20 protein-coding genes are annotated in these 22506 nt (G+C 45.6%); 11 read left to right on the top strand and 9 right to left on the bottom strand.

The genetic code is table 11. The features are described from left to right. Positions 1-153: 153 nt before the first annotated feature. Together PP769_RS13670 and PP769_RS13665 are read right to left on the bottom strand one after the other, a co-directional pair. Complete coding sequence (locus tag PP769_RS13670) at positions 154-570, bottom strand: energy transducer TonB (protein WP_312641030.1); 417 nt, start codon at positions 568-570, stop codon at positions 154-156. Between the two features lie 34 nt (positions 571-604). Further along, positions 605-3049, bottom strand: a complete 2445-nt coding sequence (locus PP769_RS13665) for a TonB-dependent receptor (RefSeq protein ID WP_312641028.1) — start codon at positions 3047-3049, stop codon at positions 605-607. 824 nt (positions 3050-3873) lie between these two features. On the opposite strand from PP769_RS13665, the gene PP769_RS13660 reads away from it, so the two are divergent. The 4 genes from PP769_RS13660 (at position 3874) to PP769_RS13645 (ending at position 6045) form a co-directional block, all read left to right on the top strand. Beyond that, on the top strand, positions 3874-4389 hold the full coding sequence (locus tag PP769_RS13660) for a retropepsin-like aspartic protease family protein (RefSeq protein WP_312641026.1): 516 nt from the start codon (positions 3874-3876) through the stop codon (positions 4387-4389). A 233-nt stretch (positions 4390-4622) separates the two neighbouring features. Then, positions 4623-5066, top strand: a complete 444-nt coding sequence (locus PP769_RS13655) for a gamma-glutamylcyclotransferase family protein (RefSeq protein WP_312641024.1) — start codon at positions 4623-4625, stop codon at positions 5064-5066. A gap of 65 nt (positions 5067-5131) precedes the next feature. After that, on the top strand, positions 5132-5458 hold the full coding sequence (locus tag PP769_RS13650; protein ID WP_312641022.1) for a (2Fe-2S) ferredoxin domain-containing protein: 327 nt from the start codon (positions 5132-5134) through the stop codon (positions 5456-5458). Positions 5459-5487: 29 nt separating this feature from the next. Next, positions 5488-6045: a MogA/MoaB family molybdenum cofactor biosynthesis protein gene (locus PP769_RS13645; RefSeq protein WP_312641019.1), complete on the top strand. Its 558-nt coding sequence runs from the start codon at positions 5488-5490 to the stop codon at positions 6043-6045. An 84-nt stretch (positions 6046-6129) separates the two neighbouring features. Here the strand turns inward: PP769_RS13645 and PP769_RS13640 are convergent, their stop codons facing one another. Together PP769_RS13640 and PP769_RS13635 are read right to left on the bottom strand one after the other, a co-directional pair. Beyond that, positions 6130-7062 (bottom strand): PhzF family phenazine biosynthesis protein, encoded by a 933-nt coding sequence (locus PP769_RS13640; RefSeq protein ID WP_312641017.1) that lies wholly within the window; start codon positions 7060-7062, stop codon positions 6130-6132. 372 nt (positions 7063-7434) lie between these two features. Beyond that, complete coding sequence (locus PP769_RS13635) at positions 7435-8673, bottom strand: hypothetical protein (RefSeq protein ID WP_312641015.1); 1239 nt, start codon at positions 8671-8673, stop codon at positions 7435-7437. 134 nt (positions 8674-8807) lie between these two features. On the opposite strand from PP769_RS13635, the gene PP769_RS13630 reads away from it, so the two are divergent. Continuing rightward, entirely contained in the window at positions 8808-9101 is a 294-nt protein-coding gene (locus tag PP769_RS13630) for a hypothetical protein (protein ID WP_312641013.1), read from the top strand. On the opposite strand, the gene PP769_RS13625 is transcribed toward PP769_RS13630, so the two are convergent. Continuing rightward, entirely contained in the window at positions 9082-11049 is a 1968-nt protein-coding gene (locus tag PP769_RS13625; protein ID WP_312641011.1) for a B12-binding domain-containing radical SAM protein, read from the bottom strand. The genes PP769_RS13630 and PP769_RS13625 overlap by 20 nt on opposite strands. A gap of 19 nt (positions 11050-11068) precedes the next feature. Beyond that, positions 11069-12964, bottom strand: coding sequence for a B12-binding domain-containing radical SAM protein (locus tag PP769_RS13620; protein ID WP_312641009.1), 1896 nt, complete (start codon positions 12962-12964; stop codon positions 11069-11071). Positions 12965-13305: 341 nt separating this feature from the next. Between PP769_RS13620 and PP769_RS13615 the strand changes: the two genes are divergently transcribed. Both PP769_RS13615 and PP769_RS13610 read left to right on the top strand, forming a co-directional pair. Further along, positions 13306-13818: a hypothetical protein gene (locus PP769_RS13615; protein WP_312641007.1), complete on the top strand. Its 513-nt coding sequence runs from the start codon at positions 13306-13308 to the stop codon at positions 13816-13818. A 287-nt stretch (positions 13819-14105) separates the two neighbouring features. Continuing rightward, on the top strand, positions 14106-14324 hold the full coding sequence (locus tag PP769_RS13610) for a hypothetical protein (protein ID WP_312641006.1): 219 nt from the start codon (positions 14106-14108) through the stop codon (positions 14322-14324). 107 nt (positions 14325-14431) lie between these two features. Here the strand turns inward: PP769_RS13610 and metH are convergent, their stop codons facing one another. Next, positions 14432-18103, bottom strand: coding sequence for a methionine synthase (gene metH / locus PP769_RS13605; RefSeq protein ID WP_312641004.1), 3672 nt, complete (start codon positions 18101-18103; stop codon positions 14432-14434). 222 nt (positions 18104-18325) lie between these two features. On the opposite strand from metH, the gene PP769_RS13600 reads away from it, so the two are divergent. After that, the gene (locus PP769_RS13600; RefSeq protein ID WP_312641002.1) at positions 18326-19045 is read left to right on the top strand and encodes a hypothetical protein; all 720 of its coding nucleotides are present in this window, start codon (positions 18326-18328) and stop codon (positions 19043-19045) included. A 43-nt stretch (positions 19046-19088) separates the two neighbouring features. Here the strand turns inward: PP769_RS13600 and PP769_RS13595 are convergent, their stop codons facing one another. Further along, a complete protein-coding gene (locus PP769_RS13595; RefSeq protein WP_312641000.1) occupies positions 19089-19442 on the bottom strand; it encodes a hypothetical protein in 354 nt (117 codons plus the stop codon). A gap of 327 nt (positions 19443-19769) precedes the next feature. Here PP769_RS13595 and PP769_RS13590 point away from each other — a divergent pair, with 327 nt between their 5' ends. Next, positions 19770-19955, top strand: coding sequence for a hypothetical protein (locus tag PP769_RS13590; RefSeq protein WP_312640998.1), 186 nt, complete (start codon positions 19770-19772; stop codon positions 19953-19955). A 104-nt stretch (positions 19956-20059) separates the two neighbouring features. Here PP769_RS13590 and PP769_RS13585 read toward each other — a convergent pair whose 3' ends face one another. After that, positions 20060-20344 (bottom strand): hypothetical protein, encoded by a 285-nt coding sequence (locus PP769_RS13585; protein ID WP_312640996.1) that lies wholly within the window; start codon positions 20342-20344, stop codon positions 20060-20062. 139 nt (positions 20345-20483) lie between these two features. On the opposite strand from PP769_RS13585, the gene PP769_RS13580 reads away from it, so the two are divergent. Together PP769_RS13580 and PP769_RS13575 are read left to right on the top strand one after the other, a co-directional pair. Next, positions 20484-21230: an iron-containing redox enzyme family protein gene (locus PP769_RS13580; protein WP_312640994.1), complete on the top strand. Its 747-nt coding sequence runs from the start codon at positions 20484-20486 to the stop codon at positions 21228-21230. 699 nt (positions 21231-21929) lie between these two features. Next, positions 21930-22166: a hypothetical protein gene (locus PP769_RS13575; protein WP_312640991.1), complete on the top strand. Its 237-nt coding sequence runs from the start codon at positions 21930-21932 to the stop codon at positions 22164-22166. Positions 22167-22506: the final 340 nt, after the last annotated feature.

Raw genomic sequence — 22506 nt, 5'->3', positions numbered from 1 at the left:
TAAAAAATGTCTATTCGATAAATGGGAGGATTATTGCAGAAGGAAGACAGAAGCCCTGCTCAGGGTTCTATAACCCCATTGGATAGCAAGGCCAAAACATCTTGAAAAAACTATTCTGCCCCCCGCTTAGTGCCTATATGGATCAGAAATAATTTACTGAGTACGAAAGTGAATACGGAGTGAGACTTCACCATCGATTGGTTCATCTCCATTCATTTGAGGTAAAAACGTCCATTGCTTGAGAGCTGCCAATGAGGATTGAGTGAGTTCTCGATGCGTGGCAGGTTGAATGATCACGACCGTCACCTCGGAAGATTTACTAACCAAAATTCGAGCTTTGAGCCAATCATCTAGGACCTGCCCATCTAAGGTGGACGGAACCGTCGGCCAGGGCGTCAGCTGAGGAACCGGCCCAGCTTGCTGATCTTTATTGAGTCGTAGCCCATGGACATGGACGGTGTCGAGGGTTTCCACCTGTACGTCTTCCTCATGGTCAGATTGATGCGTCGCAGAATCAGATTCGGCCGCATAGGAAAGCGACGGACCACTTAGAAGCCAGAGCATGGACATGCAGAAACCAAGGTTCCGGAAAACGCTCATAGAATTATGCACCAAAGAAAAATTGTCCACGAAAGAAAAATGATCGGGGCATATTAGCATGTGCCACACCAAGCCCAATACTCCCCTCTCCATCATTTAAAAACACCCGTTGGTCGAGCAGATTAATGACATCAAACCCAAGCAACAGTTTGTACTTATCCCAAAGAGGAAGTAGATGCTCAATGGAAAGATTATATGTGGTATATGACGGGCTATGGGTGCCATTAGTCTTTCCTCCCTCGTCTGTTGTCCGCATCCCGGACCCAAATAACATTTGCCCAGTAATGGTTGTTTTCGTGAACGGACGATAAGTTAGGACAGCCGAACTGGTGACTAGTTGCATATGATCACAATATACTCCACTGCTGGAATTGATATCATTAATTTCATCCTGCTCTAACAACATAAAACCTGATTGAAGTTTTTTCCCTCGACACTGGCCCCATGCGACATTACCGCGCCCATACAGATTATCTAAAAACTTGGTTTTTACAGCCAGGTCAATTCCCCGCTGCCAACCGCGTTTAAACGCAAAATAATTAAGAAGCGGGGTTGTGCCGAATTGTCCGGCATCAGATAAATTTTTACTCAATTTATAATAACCGGTCAATTCTATTGACAATGAATCCCCCAAGGCATGGGCAGAACCAACCTCAAAATAATGAGCCCGTTCAGGCTTCACCGTGGTATTCTTCAAATTCTCCGGCTGCGCCGTAGTTCCCACCGTGTTCAATTGAAGAAAAGGCACACTTTCTAAATTTGGCGGAGTAAACATTCTCCCGTAGAAGGCATGAAAGACATGATTTGGAGTCATGGCGTAGGTGGCTCCTATCCTCGGGCTCACTTGCCCATCATTGGTTAACGCCTGAATTTGATCGAACCGAACACCAAGATTAAAGGTCCATTGAGCCCAGGGCGTCCATTGGTCTTGAATCCAGAATTCCTCGCGCCATCCAATGGTGCGGTTATCGGCATTGCGAGAAATGACTCCCCCCACCGGATCGCCTGCTCCATCCCTCAAAAAAGCCGACAGCCGGGTTTTATTGACAGTCTGGGTCCTTTGAATCTGGAATCCCGTTTTAATCAAATGATCGGGATTTAATCGATGACTGTAATCAAACCGTATCCCTCCAGTATAGGCCCATCGGTCCTGATCTCCGGCCGAAAAAGGTTCGTCAGTATCTTGTGTATAGGATAAGGCATTGAAAGGGTCGGTCGTGAACGTGGCTCGGGAATGCTGAAAAAATCCGGCCAGACTGAAAAACTGATCATGACTCCAATCCTTGCGCCAGACGAGCTGGGAATATTGATTATTTTCCTTTTGGTATTCATCGATATTTTGAGAAGTCACCGGTTCAAAACCCGAATCAGTCCCTTGGATTAGCCCCACAATAGTGGGATTTGCCGCTAACCCTGGTCGAGTTGGAATTTGAAATTTGGCAATTGAGTTAAGAAATAACCACGTCACGGTATTCTGGTTATCGATCTGCCAATCTCCACGAAACAAGGATTGATTTTGGTTACTTTGGTCGTGAAATGCGGTTTTTCCTAAAGTGGGCGGATTAATTCCTCTGTTTGTCGAGATAAAGCTATTCATGAGGTAATATCGAAATTCCGAGCCAACCGTTCCCCCATATTCAAAAGCAGGATTCAGTGTTTCGTTGGATCCACCAAAGAATTGCACTGAGCCAGAGTCGGGTTGTGTCCCGCTTTTCGTCGTTACGTCAATGACCGCAGCGGTTTTATTCCCGAATTGTGCTTCCGGCCCCCCCAAAATTATATCTGCACGCTCCCAGGTACGTGGGGAAATGACATCCATAAAGACAGAAGAAACGGTATCCGGAACGGGGACCCCATCTATCCGGAATTGGAAATTAGCGTGGTCCTGACGAATGTGCACTTGCTTCAGTCCCCCGTCTACCGCACTAGGAAGTGTTAAAAGCAGATCATTCAGAGCAATATTATTCCCTCTGGGTAATTCCTCGATATCCTTGCGACTCACCGAATAGGATTCTCCGGAGAGCCGACGCTGAATAGGAGGCAAAGAAGCCACAACCTCAAGAGTAAGCTCCTGACGATGTGCCAGGGTTAACTTGACCTCAAGAAATGGATCGTCTTCAATCTTAAGAATCGTTGATTCGCTCGATAAGTCTGATTGAATGGCTCGAATGGAATAAACACCAGACTCCGGAGGAGCCAAAATAAACTCACCCCCTTCATTCGTCACTTGAGTCTCAATGAGCGTGCCTTCTTGATCCCGCAATTCTACTGTTGCCTGAGGGACTCGGCGAAGATCCTCATATTGCACTAAACCGGATACAATCCAGATTTTTTTGTTAGGGTCTTTTTCCATAGCTTGAACAAAGCTAACACCCACAAACGTCCCCAATCCGAGAATCCAGAAAACAAGTCCACCCCATACCACACATTTATCATCCCTAATCAACATCCAGAAACCTCCAGCATCTAACAAGCGATTAGCAGGCTGTCTCCCCTTGCGTCATTCACAAGCACCCTTCCGCTTTGGAAGGCTGCGCAAGGCCGACTTGAGGGTGAAAGACAGTTGTCAAAAAAGAAAATTAGGAGTAAGAGGAAACTGGAGGACCGCGAGGGTTACCGAAGGGAAGGGTCAGAGACGCATACGTCTCGTTTCGATCAAAGGAAAGGAAGCCGGCAACAACAGACCAATGAGATAAACCCGAGGCATCCCAAACTAGAGAATTGGAAGTATGGTGCTGTACCCATTGGCACAAATCATCATCAGAATGTTGATGCCCATCATAATCCACCTCAGCAAAGACATGATGGATTTCTAAGGCCTGCACAAACGGTATTGAACTCAACAATACCAAAGCAAGCGCTAGAGCCAATCTGATATTACATCGAGAGATGAGAGAGGGCGGTTTTCGGATCATCAATTTTTTGCCAATAAAAGCCTTGCGGCCAAAAATACCAAAGGCCTTTAGGTGTGTCAACATTAATTGCAACTAAATTGCAATAATGACTTTCTGAAGTACGGCAACCACAACATTGCCTTGCATGGATTAGCTTCGATGAAAGTCCTGTCAACGGCAATAAAGTCAATAAAATTCACAGACCATCCCATCAAGATAAACCATTATCATTTCCAATGTTCAACTCAGTCTTCAAGGCTTGCTCGGTCCCAACCGAAAAGCCTACTGAGGTCCATCCTAAGGATACCAGCGTTAAAATCTGCTCCTTGATCGAGGAATTTAAGAATTGGGGACTGCCAACAAACTTTTAATTACCTTTATGGTAATAGCGATCGGTACAGTGGTGGGTGGACAGACTATTCTCAGTCGATTATCTTTAGACCAATCTCTTCTTCCCACTCGGTCGTTTCCTCCCAAATCAGACCAAATAGCGTCTGGAGCAGAGGATTCTGTGATTTCCCTGGAACATTTAGGAGGTGTTTGGGTAGCTAACGTGGAGTTGAATGACTTCCATGAAGCCAGACTCATAGTTGATACGGGGGCGACATTTACAACCATTTCAGAAGATTTGGCATTTGATGCGGGAATTCGATCAAATACCGCCAATTCGCCGATTAACCTCCTTACTGTCGGGGGGAGGGTTCAAGCCGAGCTAGGTGTCGCACGAAGAATTCGTGTGGGAAATACAGGCAGAGATGATGTCCAAGTGGTCATACATACCATACCGAACCTCCCAGACGGGATCGATGGCCTCCTCGGACTCAGTTTCTTTGATCGTTTTCTTGTTCGTCTGGACCATTCCAACAAACAGTTACACCTCTCGCCAAGGACGTAGGCTCCAGAGTCCACTTTAGCTCTACCTTGATGTTCTTTGGCTATTAATCTTGTCTAGGTCCCATCCCCCATCCCTTGACTTGGAGTTTGGGGCAAGGGCATAAACTTTCCTTGATCCTTCCTAACCTTACAAAAAAAAGCTCCTACTTTTAGGATACAGAGAATCAGTCCTTGACAGTTCTCGAAGGCAGTATGGTAATACTACCTTTCCCCTAAACAGACAGGACTTAACCCATGCGATTTTTTATTTATGCGGACAATTTGAATCCCACACAGCTCAAACGACGTGCTCCTGAAGCACAATTTTTATTTATGGCATACGTCCCAGACCACACCATCAAATTCGGGCGGTGGTCCAACCAATGGCGTTGTGGATTAGCCACCATTGCCCCTTCTGCTGGTGAGCGAGTGTGGGGAGGTGTTTTTGAGCTCACCCAGGAGGATGTCCAAGAAATGGACAAATTCGAGGGCGATCTTCCAGAGGGAGCATTTCGTCATGTTGAGGTCCATGTGTTCACTCAGGAAGGAGAAAAAGAGTTCGTAAGCACGCACGTAGCCCAAAGCATTGGAAAATTTAAAGCCAAAGATCATTATTTAGATTGGATTCTTGCGGGAGTTAAGCATTGGAAGTTACCGGATGAATGCGTGGACATGTGGAATCTGTTTCGCTCTCAATGAGCCTTTCGTTCATTTTTTCGATTGAATTTTTCTCTCTTTCACCTATTCGTTGAGAAGGAGTATTTATGCCAAAACCGAAGTATCATATTCTGGTATGCACGAATTCCCGTCCTCCTGGTCACCCCAAGCCTTCTTGTGGAGCTGCGGGTGCTCAAAATTTATTGATGGCACTCAATATGGGCTTGATTGAACGTGGCGTCCAACCTGGCGAGGTACTAGTCACTGGGACAACTTGCCTCGGGCCCTGCGAAAGTGGCCCTAACGTTGTCGTCTATCCGACAGGAACCTGGTACTCTCAAGTTAAAGACTCCGATGTGGCGGTAATTTTGGATGAGCACATAAAAAAAGGAGAGCCTGCGGCCCAGCTCAAACCGGATTCCGTTTGGTCTTAATAGTCAGGTTTTTCCTATATGGGTAAAGCATGGATGAACATCAACATCATAAAGAACATGGATTACATACCGACCAATCTCAACCGTCTCATCTCACACACAAAGCACAGAGGTCATCATTTTTGGTCTGCATGGTGCTCACATGTAGTGATACCCGATCGCCAGATTCCGATACCAGTGGAAAGCTAATCTGCCATCTTTTAGAAGAGCAGGGACACTCCATCTCAGAGTACCGAATCATTAAAGATGAACCGGCTGATATCAAAGGCATGCTCCTCCAAGCCAGCGGTCAAGAGGCGCTTCAGGTCATTATTATCAATGGCGGGACAGGTATTTCCCGGCGAGACTCCACATTTGAAGCCGTTGATGATTTATTGGAAAAACGACTTGATGGATTTGGAGAGCTTTTTCGGTATTTGAGCTATCAAGATATTGGATCGTCTGCCATGTTAAGTCGGGCCACCGCAGGAACCTACGGGAAATTGGTGGTATTTTCTATTCCTGGGTCTCAGGGGGCCGTTCGCCTGGCAATGGAGAAACTTATTCTACCTGAGATGGGGCATATAGCTGGAGAACTCGCCAAATAGGAATATTTAGAAAATTTCTCTTCCATTCCCATTCAGACAACTTTCCCTCAAGAATGCAGAGCTGACAAAAAACAATTTTATAGGCTAATAGACCATCTTTCCTTCAGCCACCATTACCACCTGACCTCCCACTTTAATTTCTTTAATCACATCATCATCAGAAAAAATCTGCACCAAAATGCGTGACGGCCGGTCAATTTCATATCCTTGTTCCATAACCACCTCAGTAGTCGGACCAACTTCAACGACTCCATTCTTGACTAAATAGGCACCCAGGGCGCCACTTGCGCTGCCTGTTGCAGGGTCCTCCGAAATACCAATGGGATCGGCAAACATTCTCGTATGAACAGTGGCGCTTTCCTCCACTGTCATCGTTGTAAAGATCATAATTCCATTAGCCCCAAATCGAGCACAAATCTCTAAAACTTCAGAATGATCAACTTCCATGGATTTTGCCGCTGTCAGGCTCCGAATGGGCACAATTAGTACCGGCAATCCTGTTGATACCAATTCAACAGGGAAAAGGGTATCGGCAATGAGCGATCTGTGAATTCCCAAAGCCCTGGCAATATCATAAATGGCTTCTGCCTGTGAGATGACATCTATAAATTGTGGAGAGGGTTGCGACATAATGACCTGTTCAATTTGTCCCTTCAGGACAATAAGGTCAAGCGCATACAGGCCCAGGGTACATTCATAAAAAACTTTCGTCACGGGCTCCTGCAAGGCAAGATGCTTCAGTGTCCCAAGCACATAAAATGTTCCCAAAATGGGATGGCCGGCAAACGGAATTTCTTGAAGAGGGGTAAAGATTCTCACCTTGGCCGCAGCCTTGGGATCGGTGGGCGGGAGTACAAACACCGTTTCAGACAAATTCATTTCACGCGCAATTTGCTGAAACTCCCGCTCGCTAAGCTCTCCTGGGGACGGAAATACTGCCAAAGGATTGCCGCCAAACGGCTCACTTGTAAATACATCAACCTGATAAAATTGAAGCCAGTTTTTAGAAGAATTCATAATCAACAAGAAAACATTTCAGGTGGGATTAAAAATATGTTAGGCGCATCTCAAAATCACAAAACCATAGAAGGTATTTCATCTATAAAGGGGAATTTTACTGACCTCCCGTAACCATGCATTCCTCATAAGCTCTTTGCCAGCCAGGAACTCCTCTACCCCCCATTCTTCCATCAGTGATTTTTTCACACATTAACGAATCGTTTTCATTTTTTTGTTGACTGAATGTCTCTTGGCTTTCCAAATTTCCGGAACAGCCTATAGCACCCACTAATAACAAAAAAAGGAACAATCCTCTAAATCTTTTCACCAATATAAACTCCAAAAACTTGATTGGTTCAGTAGTTCTGGATCACCTACCTTCCCATCAACTTAGGCTATTAATGGGGTCGCTTCATAAGAACGTGCCATGGAATTACGCACATAATCCTCCACGTAATTTTGTAGTGACCCATTTCGATACAATCGATTATTGGCAAACTTCGTGCTAATTTTTGGCAAAATTCTCACCTTCACTCCGGTCTTATTTACAAAGTCGTCAACATGAACCCCGGCAATATCGCGATTCGGACCTCTGCCAGACTCCACAATACATTGGGGAACATAAATAAATTTTTCTTTTGTCAGCCGTTTGGCAATGTCATTCAACGTCAACAGCACCGTACAATCAGAATCTCCTCCAAGGGTGGCATTCGGCACATGGAGAAACCTTGCTCGATTTTTCCTGAACATAGACAATATCCGATACACACTTCCCGCCATGACAACCGAATCCCGTTTTTCTAATTCCAAAGAATCAAATAGACTGAGAATTCTCTTTCGGTTCAAAAAAGCCGTCACATAGGCTTCAGTATGAATGGTCGTAAAATTTGGAAGGCCGGCATCGTATATCTTTTCCGCCTCAACAGCAAGATATTTTCGACCTTGCCTCATCACCCGACTTGTTGCCTCTTGAATTCCGCCCACCGGCGTCAAACATCCCATCCACAATACACACCGAGAATTGATTCGAGAAATCGTTTTCGCATCTGCAGACATCGTGTTTTCATCAAAGGCATAAAAATTTGCAGAGGAAACTGCAGGGCCATCCAGGACCTTCATCAGATGTTTAACCGATGGAGCATGCGGCATCAGTTTTTGTCTATACTCCCCAAGGGTAATGACGGATAACTCAAAATTTATTCTCCCGGGATATTGCTCGACCAACCGATGAATCTTGGGAACATGGACAAAACCAACCGTGAAAAATTGAATGCTTTTATCGGTAAATTTCAAAAAATCTTCGATCCATTCCATGGCTTTTGGATGAAGAAACAAATCGGTCCATTCCATGAATTCATTACCGCCCAGGCACCAGAACTGAAGAGGATCTGTTGGCTTGGAGTTAATATAATTCAACATAAACTCCCAGTCTTCCTGGGAGGTTTTTGGTGGATCCAGCGTTTCCCGGTAGGAATGGTCTAATTCATAACAAAATGCACATTTGACGGGACATTCTTTCCCTAGGCTTAACGGAATTTTCCCTGCATCCATTTCCCGCATCAACACATCGCGGTAATCCTGACTGCCAAATAACTTTGGAGCTTCTAGTATGGGAAGTTCACGGAGCATCGTCAAAAATTTCTAAGAAAAAGACTGGCTGTGGTTAAATCAGAAATCCAATTGACAGTATCACTGTTCTTTTGAAACACTTGAGCATATCAATCAGGCTGCTGAGCAGCATAAAACCTTCTGATGAAAAATTCATGATTTCCTCAAGCGACCCAAACTCGATGACCGTCGAACGGGCACTGCTGCTCCTAAATCTAACAGAGCCATTCTCGCCTGATGCCTTACAGCAACGATATGAGGAAGCCAGGCGAGTCTGGTATCCATCACGTTACGCAGGCCTCACCAATAATCCAGCGAAGTATATGGAAATGTATAAAAAGGGAGAGGCCAAAACTAAGGAAATCCATGCAGCCTATCAAATTCTATCCAATCATCTGCAGAATAGCCGTCCTCTCGACAACAGGATGATCACGGAGCAGCATGACTAACCACACGGGACATTCCTGACTCACCTTTTGAATTTTTCTCGGAAGGCGCATTAGCCACAGGCCAGGTAATCAAACCTTGCACCCCATCAGTTCGTGGTTCATCCTGCCCGGCTTTCATCGCATAGATCTGGGGCAGGTAATTCGTACCAAATTTGGAAATATAGAGGAATACATGTTCCCGGGCATTGACTCTAACAGCCCATGGCTCAAAGTCTTTCTGATAAAACTCCTCTGCCAATTGCATCGCCTCCAAACAAGTGATTCCACCAGGTTCTTTCAACGTGTAATAGTAATCGAGAGGCATATCATACTCTTCCTGCTTATGAATGGTGATACCAAACTTATCAGGATTCCGAACCATTGGTGTATGCCGGTAGGCCACAAAATAGAATAATTCCACCGAATGAATATACCGTTTATTTTCAAGGAGAAATTCCCGTGTCTCCTCGGCTTCTTCCCGAGTTTCACCTGGAAATCCATAAAAAGCCATTACATGATTCCAGATCCCGGCTTTGGCGGCCTCCCGTAGATTATTTTCAATCACAGCCTTTTTCGCATGCTTATCCATGAGCTCCAAAACACGCTCATTTGCCGATTCCATCCCATAATACAGCGTGCAACAGCCAGCTTGAACGGCTTGTTTCCATATTTCGGGATCCTGCAATGACTCTTCAAACCGGATTAAGGTCGTCCATTTTATCCCCACCTGCTCCTCAATCAGCAATTGCGAAACCTTTTTCAATAAGGCGGGAGGATAGGATTCATCTGAAAATAAAAAGTGCTCTGCCTTGTATTTCTCCTTCAAGGCTTTGATTTCTCGGACTACATCATGCGCGGGCTTTCCACGGTACTGATCGAAATATCCCTGCCCATGATCACAAAAGGTACAACGTCCCCAGTAACACCCTCGAGTGGCCAAGTAAGGTAAAATTCGAACCGGGACAAAATAGGCATCCAAGGGTAACCCCTCAAAATCCGGAAGAGGCAAGGCCGTCGTCTTTTCGGTATATATTTCATCGTTCACACGAACCTCCCCCCCTTGATGCCACATCAAGTTAGGGACCTTGCCCCAGTCACGTTCACCCGCCAGCGCTTCCAACAACCAAACCAACGCATGTTCACCTTCGTACAATATGGCCGAATCAAAGACTTGTGTGAAAAATTGCTTCCGTTTTGGGAGATCATCTTTTAACCGGGTAATCACATTGCCACCCACGGTCACATGAATATCAGGAAATTCCTCTTTAATCATTTTGCAAAAGGTCATACCCGCCAGAAGTTGCATTTGGGTTCCGACGGAAACTCCTATCACTTCCGGTTGTTCTCTCTGAATAGCAGGCAGCACTAACTGACGGCACACATCCCGATACACGTTAACAAGATCGTCATCCAGGCATGCCAATACTTCAGTCGAAACTCCCGAGCGATACCCCAAATTACTTTCCATGGGATAGAATACAAGGGAAGCGGGGAAATAGGCGGCAGAAATAAACTGCATAACATCGCGGAATGTTTGTAAGGCCCATTCCAGTTTTCCTGCATCATAAAATGACTCGCCTCGCACAATGGCTTTGGCCTCCGTAGCTCGTTCAGCCAATTCCATGACATCTATCGCATCTTGCGATGTCAAACAAGCCAGTCGGTCTCGTTCCAAATCGGTCAATTCATTGCGGGCCTTTCGTTCCTTCAAACCTCGCCGCTGCTGATCCATTCGAAGCTTTACCCAGATTAAAAAGGTATCACTGAAAAACCAGTCGTACATTTCAATGTTGACATCTTTCTGTACAACCTCATGGCCATAGGACCGAAGTACGGCGGTCAGACTGGGTAAAGCAAGGTATGGAGCGGTAGGAACCCATTCCGGAGGAAAGAGCAACATCGTTTTAAACGTCCGTCTGAATTTATCGGTCGAACCACCACGCTCGATTTCAATTAAGGTATCAGTCATAGGGTCAACGCTCCTGACATTAGACAGAGGCTAATTTCGTTGAAGAATCGTGCGAGTCGAGCCGAAATTGCAGCGAAGGTAACTTATTGGTCCCGAAGTGGGCCACGTATAAAAACACATACTCCCGCACGAAAATTTTCAAATCCCACCCAGCATAATGATTTTGCTCAAATTCCTCGAATACCCGTTCGGCATCCTCAATACTCAACCCCTCTTTTACCGTAAAATAGTAATCCAAGGCCAAATCCCATTCCGGGTTTTTATAATAGGTGATGCCAAATTTTTCAGGATTCTTCGCGACGGGGGTATGTTTGCTCAAATCAAATGTCCCAAATCCAATCGAATGGACGTGTTCCCGATTATCTTCTAAAAATTGAATAGAGAATTTGGCCTCTTGGTAAGTTTCACCAGGGAATCCAAAAAATCCCATGACATGATTCCAAACCCCGTGTTTGGAGGACAACTCCAAGCTTCGCTGAATCACCTCCGTCGTGGTCGCCTTATCCATGAGTTGAAGCACCCGCTCACTTCCGGATTCATAGCCCATATGAAGGAATTTACATCCCGATGTCCTGGCATCCGCCCAAACTTGGTCCTCAAGAAGACTCTTTTCGAAACGGATATGTGTGGTCCAGGCAATATCTAAATTTGACTCAATCAATTTTTTGGTGAGTTTTCGAAATAAGGCAGGGGGATATGACTCATCGGTAAAATGAAAATGTCGGGCCTGATATTTATTTTTTAAATAGGTGAGTTCTTCAATAATCTGCCAATCCCTTTTGGTCCGATACCCTGCTGTATAGCCCTCACCATGATCACAGAACTCACACCGCCCCCAGTAACATCCACGAGTGGCTAAGTAGGGAAGAATCGGCTCGGGTACAAAGTATTTCTCTAATGGCAATCCGTCGAAATCTGGAGGAGGTAACTCGCCCATATTTTCGGCGTAGGATTCGGAATTTACATGAATCCCCGCTGCATCTCTGAATAGTAAATTAGGTACATGTGATAAATCCCCATTCGAGCCTATGGCTTCCACTAATCGCAACAGGGCAGTTTCACCTTCATAGACGATCGCGCTATCAAATAATGCGAAGAGATTTGGGATATCTGGAAGCACTTCCCTCAGGCGGGTGACAGTATTGCCTCCGATGGTCACATGAATTTCGGGAAATTGCTCCTTAATGAGTGCACAAAATGTCATAGAAGAAAACAATTGCTGGCGAAGAACAATTGAAATCCCAATGACGTCAGGCTTTTCGGCCAGAATGGCCGGCTTCAGAATTTCCTCAAACACATCCCGATAAATATTGACTTGGGTATCTTCAACGGCCTCAAGCACTTCAGACGACATAAACAGTTTATAGGATAAATCGGTTTCCATTGGAGGCATGCAGATTCTTGCCGGGGCATACACCAAGGATATCGTGGCCGTCACTTCCCTGAATGTGTTCATCACCCATTCCAGCTTGTCACTCTCGTAAAACTCTTGGCTTCGAACAATTTCCTTTGCTTTCTCGGCTCTTTCCGCTAAATCGCTGATGTAGCCTCGGGTACAATTGCAGAGAGCTAACTGAAGATCCACTTCCTCATCCGTTAACTCACGACTCTTTCTAATCTTTTTGAGACGATCAAGTTGCTGGGGAACTTTTTTTAGAATGCGACGGAGGAAGTCCCGGCTAAAATACCAGTCGTACATTTCTAGATTGACATCTTTTTGGACTACGTCATGGCCGGCAGATCGAAGAAAAGCCGTTAAGGTCGGAAGGCTTAGATAGGGTTCTGAGGGGTACCAGTCTGGGGGAAAGACCAACAGGATCTTGGACTTGTTGGTTGACTCTTTGAAATCAGTCGCTCTTGGTAATTGAATCTTAGAGGGGCGAATCAACCCACCTTTATCATAATTTATCCTCATTTTTACACCCTAGGTAAAATTATTTATTCGCGTTTAAGTCAATCAAACGACATCTTGAACAACCTATTTCATCAATTATTCTTATCATAAAATAACTCATTGATTTTTATTAGTTTTTTTCATTAGATAGATTCCACATTCTAAGTCCTTGAAAAAACCATGGTCAAGGCCAATCGCACGGTCAACTAGTATTGAAAGAAATTAATATTTGACCGAATAATATCTTCATATTAGAATGACTCATCTGCCCTGGGAATTCCTTCCTTGTCTGGTAGCGTACTCTTCATCAACAACTCTAAAATTTCTTAGAACCCCTAAGAAATGGCTGTGAGGAAATGTCCATGAGCAATACAATCATGCCTGAATGTCGGAACTGGATGTCGTACTTAATGGATTCGCTGGTCAATTCTGGGGCTATGCCCTCATGGGAAGCCCTCCAATATCTAGTAACGAATCTGCTAGGTGAGGCGCCCAATCCCCATCTCCATCAAAGCAAATCGCCTTATGAAACGACACAACAACTCCTCCATCGTATTTATGGACCAATCGTTGAAGCCGCCTCCCGCACAAATGAGCTTCCAGCCCAAGCCATGATTCATATGTTTACGGATATCAGTCTCATGGGAAAATCTGCAGTCTTGGTGGTATATTTCCCAGGACATAACGCTCCCCATCAATTGTTGCTATTGGACTCAGTTCCCGCCTGGGACTTGGTATTTGAAAATTCTTCTGCATTTGATAATTGGGCCGAAGAACGATATCAATGGATCGTGAAAGCTCTTCAGAGCATAAGCCACCCAATTGAATCTTTAATGGTTGAATCCCCCGACAAACTCCAACCGATCCTGGTCTAATCTTAGCATGCTTATTAGGACGTAGACGGTAGAGCGAAGTTGACAGAATTTTCTCCGCTTTAGGGACAATCCAGAAGGCAACCTTGGCTAAACCGCTACCAGCCCGGGACAATAATTTTCATGGGTTTCATTGAAAGGTACGATGCCCAAGGAACTAAGAAAGTCTCACGTAGATGGGACATTCACAACCGGCCATTCTGGCAGACAAGTCCTTTCCTTCGTCAGACTTGACAGTCCACGCGACGAGGCGCTATCCATGAAACATTAAGATACAACATGAGGTAACTATGCCAATCAATGTGTTACTCAAAAACTCCCCGCGAGGGCGAGGCCCAGAGCCAAGCCAAGCTCTTTCAAAAGAAATTCAGAAATTACCAGAAGGTGAAGAGCGGACAAAAGAAGCGGATTTGGCAGCTCAAGAAATTCAGGCCTTATGGGAATCTCAAGAAATTGGGATCAGCCGTTGGTCAGGTGAAAGTGGTCAACGATATTCTGATCCAGATTAGCACTCGTAGATTTCAGACCGACTTTAAAATACTCCTCCTGTCTCTCCCCCAAATGATTACGGAACCCCGCTACTCACAAAAATTGGAAATCAAAATTCTCTATATCCTCAAGTAGGGTCATAGGACAAGTTTGGGGAAAGCCAGCGTTCCATCACCGAGACATCCATCCCTTTCCGCTTGGCATAATCTTGGATTTGATCCTGCTGCACTTTTCCAACGGAAAAGTATTTGGCTTGGGGATGCGAAAAATAGAAACCACTGACTGACGCAGCCGGATACATGGCATAGGATTCGGTCAGCTGAATACCTACGGCTTTCTCAACCTGCAACAACTCAAACAAATGCTGTTTCTCAGTATGGTCCGGACAGGCCGGATACCCCGGCGCGGGACGAATTCCACGATACTTTTCTTGAATGAGCTCCTCGTTGGTCAATTGCTCATCTTGGCCAAATCCCCATTCCTGCCGCACTTCACGGTGGAGCCATTCGGCAAAGGCCTCGGCTAATCGATCGGCCAAAGACTTAGCCATAATAGCGTTATAATCATCATGATCCTGTTCAAACCGCTGACAGAGGGCTTCGATACCAAGGCCGGCCGTGACGGCAAAACCACCGATATAGTCCGCTTTTCCGCTGGACTGCGGGGCCACAAAATCAGCCAATGCATAATAAAAATCCCCTCGAGGCTTTTCTATTTGCTGGCGCAAAGTATGAAAGACTGAAACACGCTCCGAACGCGTCTCATCTTTGTAGATGATAATGTCATCGCCCTGACTATTGGCTGGGAACAATCCATAGACACCTTTGGCCGTAAGCAATTTTCGGTCAATGATTTCTTGCAAGAGCTTTTGAGCGTCGTCAAAGAGTTCTTTGGCCTTTGGCCCAACCACGGGGTCTTCAAAAATTTTCGGAAATTTCCCGCGCAATTGCCATGCGTGGAAAAAGGGGGACCAGTCAATTAGGGGAACAAGCGTTTCAAGTGTCACATCCTCAAGAACTTTGCAACCAAGAACACTAGGCTTGGCAATGGACGCCGTCTCCCAATGAATGTCGAAGGGCTGCTTTCTCGCTTCTTCCAATGATACAAATTTTTTGGCCGTTGTCTTGGCTAGATAGGCTTCCCGCGTTTTCTGTTGTTTCGCCTGCACATCCTGCACAAAAGCGTTTTTATCATCAGGGCTCATTAACTTGCGTACGACATTAACCGCTAAGGACGCATCTAATACATGCACGACTGGGCTGGTATACCCGGGCGCAATCTTCACCGCGGTATGGGCCTTGCTGGTGGTGGCTCCGCCAATTAGCAGAGGGATAGAGAAGCCTTCTCGACTCATTTCTCGTGCATTATGAACCATTTCATCCAAGGAAGGAGTAATCAGTCCACTAAGGCCAATCAGATCCACATTTTCTTGGCGAGCGGTTTGCAATATTTTGTCACAGGAAACCATCACACCCAGATCGAGAACTTCATAGTTATTGCAGGCTAGCACCACACCGACGATGTTTTTTCCAATGTCATGCACGTCGCCCTTTACTGTCGCGAGCAGGATCTTACCCTGGCTTCGACTCTCACCTTCAACCTTTTCCGCATCCATAAACGGCAACAAATACGCCACAGCTTTTTTCATGACTCGCGCGCTTTTGACCACCTGAGGCAAAAACATTTTTCCCGCGCCAAACAACTCCCCGATCACATTCATCCCATCCATTAAAGGCCCCTCAATGACATCCAGAGGCTTAGGGTATTTCTGACGGGCTTCCTCCACATCGGCATCAATGAATTCGACAAGTCCCTTCACCAACGCATGCGAGAGACGTTCTTCTACCGTGCCCTGGCGCCACTCATCATCAATTACAGTTGCTTTGCCCTGTTGTTTGACCGTCTCCGCGAAGGTAACCAATTCCTCAGTAGCTTCCGGCCGCCGATTCAACAAGACATCCTCTACTAATTTGAGGAGATCTTTGGGAATTTCTTCATAAACTCCCAATTGGCCGGCATTCACAATTCCCATGTCCATCCCCGCCTTGATAGCATGGTAAAGAAACGCGGAATGTATAGCTTCGCGAACCGTATTATTCCCTCGGAAGGAAAAGGAAATATTGCTGACTCCACCACTGACTTTACAGAAAGGCAACGTGGCTTTGATTTGTCTCGTGGCCTCAATGTAATTCACGGCATAGGCATTGTGTTCCTCCATGCCAGTTGCAACAGTCAAAATGTTGGGATCAAAAATAATGTCCTCCGGCGGAAAGTTCAGCTTCTCGGTCAGAAGACGATAGGCCCTCGTACAGATCTCCACTTTTCGGTCAAGCGTATCTGCTTGACCTGTTTCGTCGAATGCCATAACCACCACGGCAGCACCAAAGCGACGAATCTTCCGAGCCTGCTCCAGGAATTGGTCCTCGCCTTCCTTGAGACTAATGGAATTGACAACACCCTTACCTTGAATACACTTGAGTCCCGCCTCAATGACCGACCACTTTGAGCTATCAATCATAATGGGAACACGGGCAATATCCGGCTCGGATCCGATCAGATTTAAAAACTCAACCATGGCTTTCTGGGAATCCAAGAGCCCTTCATCCATATTCACATCGATGATTTGCGCACCTCCTTCGACTTGCTGGCGCGCCACAGCCAAGGCTTCCTCAAGATTCCCGTTGAGAATCAATTTTGAAAATTTCGGTGAACCCGTTACATTGGTCCGTTCACCAATATTGACAAAATTTCCTTCTGGCCGAATAGTCAGTGGTTCAAATCCGCTCAACCGGGTGAGACGCGGAACATGTGTTTTTTTGTGCGGAGCATAATCTTTGACCCCTCCCGCAATCGCTCGAATATGCTCTGGCGTACTTCCGCAGCACCCACCCACAATATTGACCCAGCCTTGGCTGGCAAAATCGCGAAGGTCTCCGCCCATTCGCTCTGGCGTCTCATCGAACCCGCCAAAGGCATTAGGCAATCCCGCATTGGGATAACAACTGATATAGACGGGCGCCACTTTAGAAAGCTCTTCAATATAAGGGCGCATTTGTTTGGCCCCTAACGCGCAATTTATCCCCACACTCAAAAGATTGGCATGAGAAATAGAATTCCAAAACGCCTCGATCAGTTGCCCTGATAACGTCCGGCCACTGAGATCCGTAATCGTGACCGACGCCATAATTGGGAATTGGCGGTGCACTTCTTCGCTATACTGAGCAATAGCATAAAAAGCGGCCTTCGCATTCAACGTATCAAAAATGGTTTCGACCAGAAGAAGGTCGACGCCACCTTCCACCAATCCCCGAACCTGATCATAATACGCTGCAGCTAAGTCATCGAAGGTGACCGCTCGAAATGCCGGATTATTTACATCAGGCGACATCGATGCAGTTCGATTGGTGGGGCCTAAGGCCCCGGCGACCCAACACGTCCGACCAGGTTTCTCTGCCTGTACCCGAGCCACCGCACGCTTAGCCAATTGGGCCCCTGCCAAATTTAAATCATAGGCCAAAGCCTCCATCTGATAATCGGCTAGAGAAATAGCATTGGAATTAAAGGTATTCGTTTCAATGATATCGGCGCCAACCTGAAGGTATTGCACATGGATATCTTCAATAATTTTTGGTTGCGTCAGGCTTAGCAGATCATTATTGCCTTTGACATCACAGGCATGGTCCAGGAAACGCGTCCCGCGAAAATCCCCTTCACTCAGATTATGGGCCTGAATCATGGTACCCATGGCTCCATCTAGCACAAGGATTCGAGATTCTAAAGCCGCTTCTAATGTGCTCATTCTTACCCCCTCATCATTCAAAAACATCCCAACTCACGGTCAACTTCTCAAGGCCTATCAGCCATTTCTCATCCCCCATTCTTGACTTCCAGGAATTTCAAGAAATAGGATTACGAAATTCACTCTCTTTTTATGACATTTTCCTTCCCACTTTGTAAAAGGCCGCTTATATGGGTGGCCTTTGCCGCGTTAATTACAATACTTTGTAGCATAGGGGGAATCTTGTGGCCTACCCCTGGTTCAGCCAAACCCTATTTTGAAGACGGCTATTTAGGTTTAACACAAGAAGAGCTACGCCAAACACTAGGAACTCCGATGGCGGTTCGATCCCGAAAAGCCGCCCTCCGTGTTTTCAGCTACTACACGTTCCCCGATTGGGAAAAATATTTCAAAAATTTGGTTTCACCAGGAAATGGCGAAGATGTTTACACCTATACCCGGAATGGCATCCAAGTTCGCTATTCCTTCTCCTATATTCCCGATTTAAATGAAGGCAAGAACATTCCGACCTTGTATGTTCAGCGATGCGAAGTGGAATTTTCCCCTGCGGTTCCCTTACAAAACATTCCTTCCCTTGTCCCTGAATTTGTTCCTCCGACAGAACCGTCAGCGCCAACCTTCCGATCCAATCTCTGGGTCCTGCTGTTTAAGGGGCCTCCTTCACCGGAAGCCGATTTCATTGTCAAAGAACAAGGAAAAGAAAAGCTCACCTGGTCGCTGGCCTACCAAATGTTCGCCATTAATGGGATTCCCAATATCCTCTCTCTCGACATCCCGATTGACCGGCTGGAAATCACGACTCAAAGCCTGCAACTCGTCAGGACTCAGCAACGATTAACTCATGAACCCATCCTCAACCCCTTTTCACCAGAATTTCAGAAACGGATGCCTGCTCCATCGGCACCGATCAAATCTGTTCCTCAACCCCACTATGAAGATTGATCTTCTGCCCGAATAATGTTTGGAGTTTGACCTATCGACGACCTTACTCAAATCTAAGATCCCGTTCTTCTCCTAATGATAAGTAGCCCTCGCCCCATTGATTGGCGTCCTCAATATTCCAATCATTGGCATCGGTTGCGAGTTTTAGCCGAATACCCCAATTTCCTCCAAAAACAATAAAGGCTGAACCTGCACCTGAATCTTCTACCCTTTGCGCATAAGCCGGACACAGTGGTTGATCAGGATCATCACACCACCCCGTCACCACACACCATTCTCCCTGGGAAATCCGATCATAGGATTTTACATGGGATACCCGCCGCGGAGGTCCTAACGCCTTAAACCTTATGAAATATGAACCCTCAAAATTCGGGTTCTGTTCAACTTCCAAAAACATACAATTTCACCTTGACCCGCCTGGAAATCCACTGTTAGATTAATGAGTAAATCACCTTAATAAACCTTATTAATGATAACACACGAAAATCTAAAAATGTCTTCACCGTCACTATCTGCAGAGAGAAACATTTCACGTCCGGAGACTGAACAGATTTCCCAGCCGACAAGGGACGGATCTCAAACCACCCCATGGATCTGTCGACGCCCGGTTAGGCTCACAATATATAGTTTGTTGGTAGCTTTTGGGCTCTGGATGGTCGGATGGGGCGTTGTACCACGATTACTTGACCCAACCTTTGAACAGCACCTACAAGATAAATCTGTCATGGCTGGCATGAGTCGCGAGCAAGTGATGGATGCCTGGGGTTCCCCTTATCAAATGAATGTCAGCTATACGGAAAAAGGAATACGACGAGAAGAATGGATCTATGAAGACTGGCTGGACTCAAGCACGATTAAGCACAGATATCTCTACTTCGAAGAAGGGAAATTAATAGGAGGCTGGTATTAAGAAACGTTCTGTTCCAATATACGGTTGGAGTAAAACGCGACTCATAAGAAAAATTGAGCCATTCCTCACTAATTAACTAAACCTTACTCAAAGTTTGTTTAAGCTTAAGGAGTTTCGGTAATTTGGGCTCGCCTTATCTTTCCTGTTCCCCCAGAAATTATTAAAACCCTTTTCCATTCGCGGATTTGATAAATCCCCCAGGCATTGGGTTGTCCTTTGTAAAATGCCAGAGGATCTTCGCCTTTGGCACTTAAGTACGTGGGCTCGGTGAATCCCTCATCCATAACATATTCCATTAAATTTTCGGCTGTGACCCCTTCGCCCCGTAGAGTCACGCTCGCTAAAAATTCTAAAATGGCATCAGGATCGGCCAGGTTAATTGGTTGCATTGTTACTGACTCCTTTGATATGTGATAATGTGATATCAATATGTAGGCATGTAGGATGTCTATCATAATCCTATATTTACTAAAAAGCCCACCTTTTCATTTCAAGCAAATAGACCGTTGTAAGGGATAACCCCTCTATATGAGAAAACTTTCACCAGAACAATTTCGTGACCGAATATTTGATGTGCTTCGCCGAAAACACCATTGGGCCACTCCCTTTCTTGAAGGTAGCACGATTACTAAAGAAAAATTGAATATTTTTTTTCATCAGGAATATGTTGTCTATGTTCGCGATTTCTCTGTACTCCTCGCTCAGATTCTTGGGAAAAATCCGCCATGGGAAGCACGCCGGCTGCTTGCCACTATTATCTACGAAGAGGAAACAGGAGGATTCTCCCTTGGACAGCCTCACCAAGAACTATTTCTTCATATGATGAATGGATTAGGATTTGATAGGGCTGGATTTCGGGATGTGGAACTGTTGGCATCAAGCCGTGGATATCGAGAATGGTTAAATCAAATATGCCAGGAAGAAGAGTGGTCGGTGGGGGCGGCGGTTCTTTCAATTTTTATAAAAGGAACGGCCAATGATCCGGAAGAAGTGCTATATCCCCAGCCAGCACAAAACCAGGATGAGATTGAAGATATTGTCCGGAAACATTATCTCAGTCAGCACCAAGGCTTATCACCGGCATTTATGGATTATATTCGTGCCCAACATATGTTTTCCGCAGGATCTCGGAAAACGGTGTATGACATGGTGACGCATCATACCGATGAAAGCGGTGATCAGATCAAGGTACTCTCCCTATTAGAAGAGGCATTGAACTTGTGGTCACGATATCAGGAGGGGATTGCCCGTGCCTGTGGTATTCGACAAACCTGATCAATTCCATCGGTTTTTTTGGTCTCCTTTGCCGTCATGATAATTCTGGCTCTTATTTCCTGAACATCTGGCGAAGTGATCCAAGCACCGCCACATTCATTCACACCGTCTTTAGGTCATATCAAGCCGCTGGGATTCACTAAACGATGTTTGATCATCGTCATCGCTATCCTGGCCATCTTCAATTTGCAGTGCTCTTGGACTCCTGAAGTAGAAACGGTTCTTTTTGAGGGACCTGAGTGCGTTATTTCCCTAAAAACATCCAACGCTCTAAAGCAGGCCCCAACGCATCCAGCCTCTCTTTCTGAATCTCTTATTGCCAAGATTTTAAATGGCATGACCATCAGCCAGGAGGAAGGCATACTCCAACAATTACTGCTTTCAAATCACCACCCCGTTCCAGCATTCTCTCCATCTCAAATAATTTTTTTGGCACCCCATGTATCCATGGCATTTTCTCAGGTCACACCAGAAGAAGTTATCCATTTTAAGTGTCCACCGACTAATGAGCAGCATTTTCCGACTCAGGGAATGCTCGCCGCTTTTCCTCCATCCACTCTTCTGTTGACTTTGGAAAACTTAAAATCCTACCCAGGGGTATCTCCAAAAATGCAAAATTCTCCTCAAAAATTCCAGCCAACCTCTCTGGTCTTTTCCCACCAGGAAGCTAGCATAAGGGCGGAAAACATCCAAAACTTCATGGCAATTCCCTCGACGTCCCATGGGATTATCATCAACTATCAAAATCTTGAACATCTAAACCCAATTAACAAAGAGAATATACGCACTCAGCCTCGCACACAGACGACCCCTCAAAAAAATATTGAACCACCCATGACCATAGATTCACTGAACTCCCAGTTGCGAGACCTTCAAAAAATCGTAGACCAACAAGCTGAAGAAATTCGTCGCCTTCAAAACACCTCCGGTCAATAGATAAATCATGATCCTAACTACATAGATTGCCTACCTCGGAAGACTTCATTCGGCCATATAATTATGGAAATGTCATTTGGCACTGGCAGACATTGATTAAATAGTTATTCCAAAGACAACTTGGCTGTTTCTTTACCACTTATCCGCCATATCCGGCTTTTTCGTCACCCCAATTCAGGACATTGCATTAGTAATGTGCGTCCATTTCCCCATTTCGCATATCCCCATACTTCAAATGGCCGCCGTCTCGGACATAGGTTTAGTCCGAAATTTTCCCGATTGATTTAAACGGCAGTTACCTAAAACTGCCAAAAAGTCCCTAGCATTGTATGGGGGGAAA

It is taken from the genome of Candidatus Nitrospira allomarina, from assembly GCF_032050975.1.
Taxonomy (GTDB): Bacteria; Nitrospirota; Nitrospiria; order Nitrospirales; family UBA8639; genus Nitrospira_E; species Nitrospira_E allomarina.
This window is presented reverse-complemented; position numbering and strand designations above follow the sequence as displayed.

What these genes read in the sequence shown, in the direction of transcription:
- PP769_RS13590 (WP_312640998.1), top strand. Translation starts at nt 19,770, where the DNA reads ATGGCTGGCATGAGTCGCGAGCAAGTGATGGATGCCTGGGGTTCCCCT.
- PP769_RS13650 (WP_312641022.1), top strand. Translation starts at nt 5,132, where the DNA reads ATGCCAAAACCGAAGTATCATATTCTGGTATGCACGAATTCCCGTCCT.
- PP769_RS13625 (WP_312641011.1), bottom strand. Translation starts at nt 11,049, where the DNA reads ATGACTGATACCTTAATTGAAATCGAGCGTGGTGGTTCGACCGATAAA.
- PP769_RS13620 (WP_312641009.1), bottom strand. Translation starts at nt 12,964, where the DNA reads ATGAGGATAAATTATGATAAAGGTGGGTTGATTCGCCCCTCTAAGATT.
- PP769_RS13585 (WP_312640996.1), bottom strand. Translation starts at nt 20,344, where the DNA reads ATGCAACCAATTAACCTGGCCGATCCTGATGCCATTTTAGAATTTTTA.
- PP769_RS13670 (WP_312641030.1), bottom strand. Translation starts at nt 570, where the DNA reads ATGTCCATGCTCTGGCTTCTAAGTGGTCCGTCGCTTTCCTATGCGGCC.
- PP769_RS13635 (WP_312641015.1), bottom strand. Translation starts at nt 8,673, where the DNA reads ATGCTCCGTGAACTTCCCATACTAGAAGCTCCAAAGTTATTTGGCAGT.
- metH (WP_312641004.1), bottom strand. Translation starts at nt 18,103, where the DNA reads ATGAGCACATTAGAAGCGGCTTTAGAATCTCGAATCCTTGTGCTAGAT.
- PP769_RS13630 (WP_312641013.1), top strand. Translation starts at nt 8,808, where the DNA reads ATGATTTCCTCAAGCGACCCAAACTCGATGACCGTCGAACGGGCACTG.
- PP769_RS13595 (WP_312641000.1), bottom strand. Translation starts at nt 19,442, where the DNA reads ATGTTTTTGGAAGTTGAACAGAACCCGAATTTTGAGGGTTCATATTTC.
- PP769_RS13640 (WP_312641017.1), bottom strand. Translation starts at nt 7,062, where the DNA reads ATGAATTCTTCTAAAAACTGGCTTCAATTTTATCAGGTTGATGTATTT.
- PP769_RS13665 (WP_312641028.1), bottom strand. Translation starts at nt 3,049, where the DNA reads ATGTTGATTAGGGATGATAAATGTGTGGTATGGGGTGGACTTGTTTTC.
- PP769_RS13655 (WP_312641024.1), top strand. Translation starts at nt 4,623, where the DNA reads ATGCGATTTTTTATTTATGCGGACAATTTGAATCCCACACAGCTCAAA.
- PP769_RS13610 (WP_312641006.1), top strand. Translation starts at nt 14,106, where the DNA reads ATGCCAATCAATGTGTTACTCAAAAACTCCCCGCGAGGGCGAGGCCCA.
- PP769_RS13575 (WP_312640991.1), top strand. Translation starts at nt 21,930, where the DNA reads ATGGCAATTCCCTCGACGTCCCATGGGATTATCATCAACTATCAAAAT.
- PP769_RS13615 (WP_312641007.1), top strand. Translation starts at nt 13,306, where the DNA reads ATGAGCAATACAATCATGCCTGAATGTCGGAACTGGATGTCGTACTTA.
- PP769_RS13580 (WP_312640994.1), top strand. Translation starts at nt 20,484, where the DNA reads ATGAGAAAACTTTCACCAGAACAATTTCGTGACCGAATATTTGATGTG.
- PP769_RS13660 (WP_312641026.1), top strand. Translation starts at nt 3,874, where the DNA reads ATGGTAATAGCGATCGGTACAGTGGTGGGTGGACAGACTATTCTCAGT.
- PP769_RS13645 (WP_312641019.1), top strand. Translation starts at nt 5,488, where the DNA reads ATGGATGAACATCAACATCATAAAGAACATGGATTACATACCGACCAA.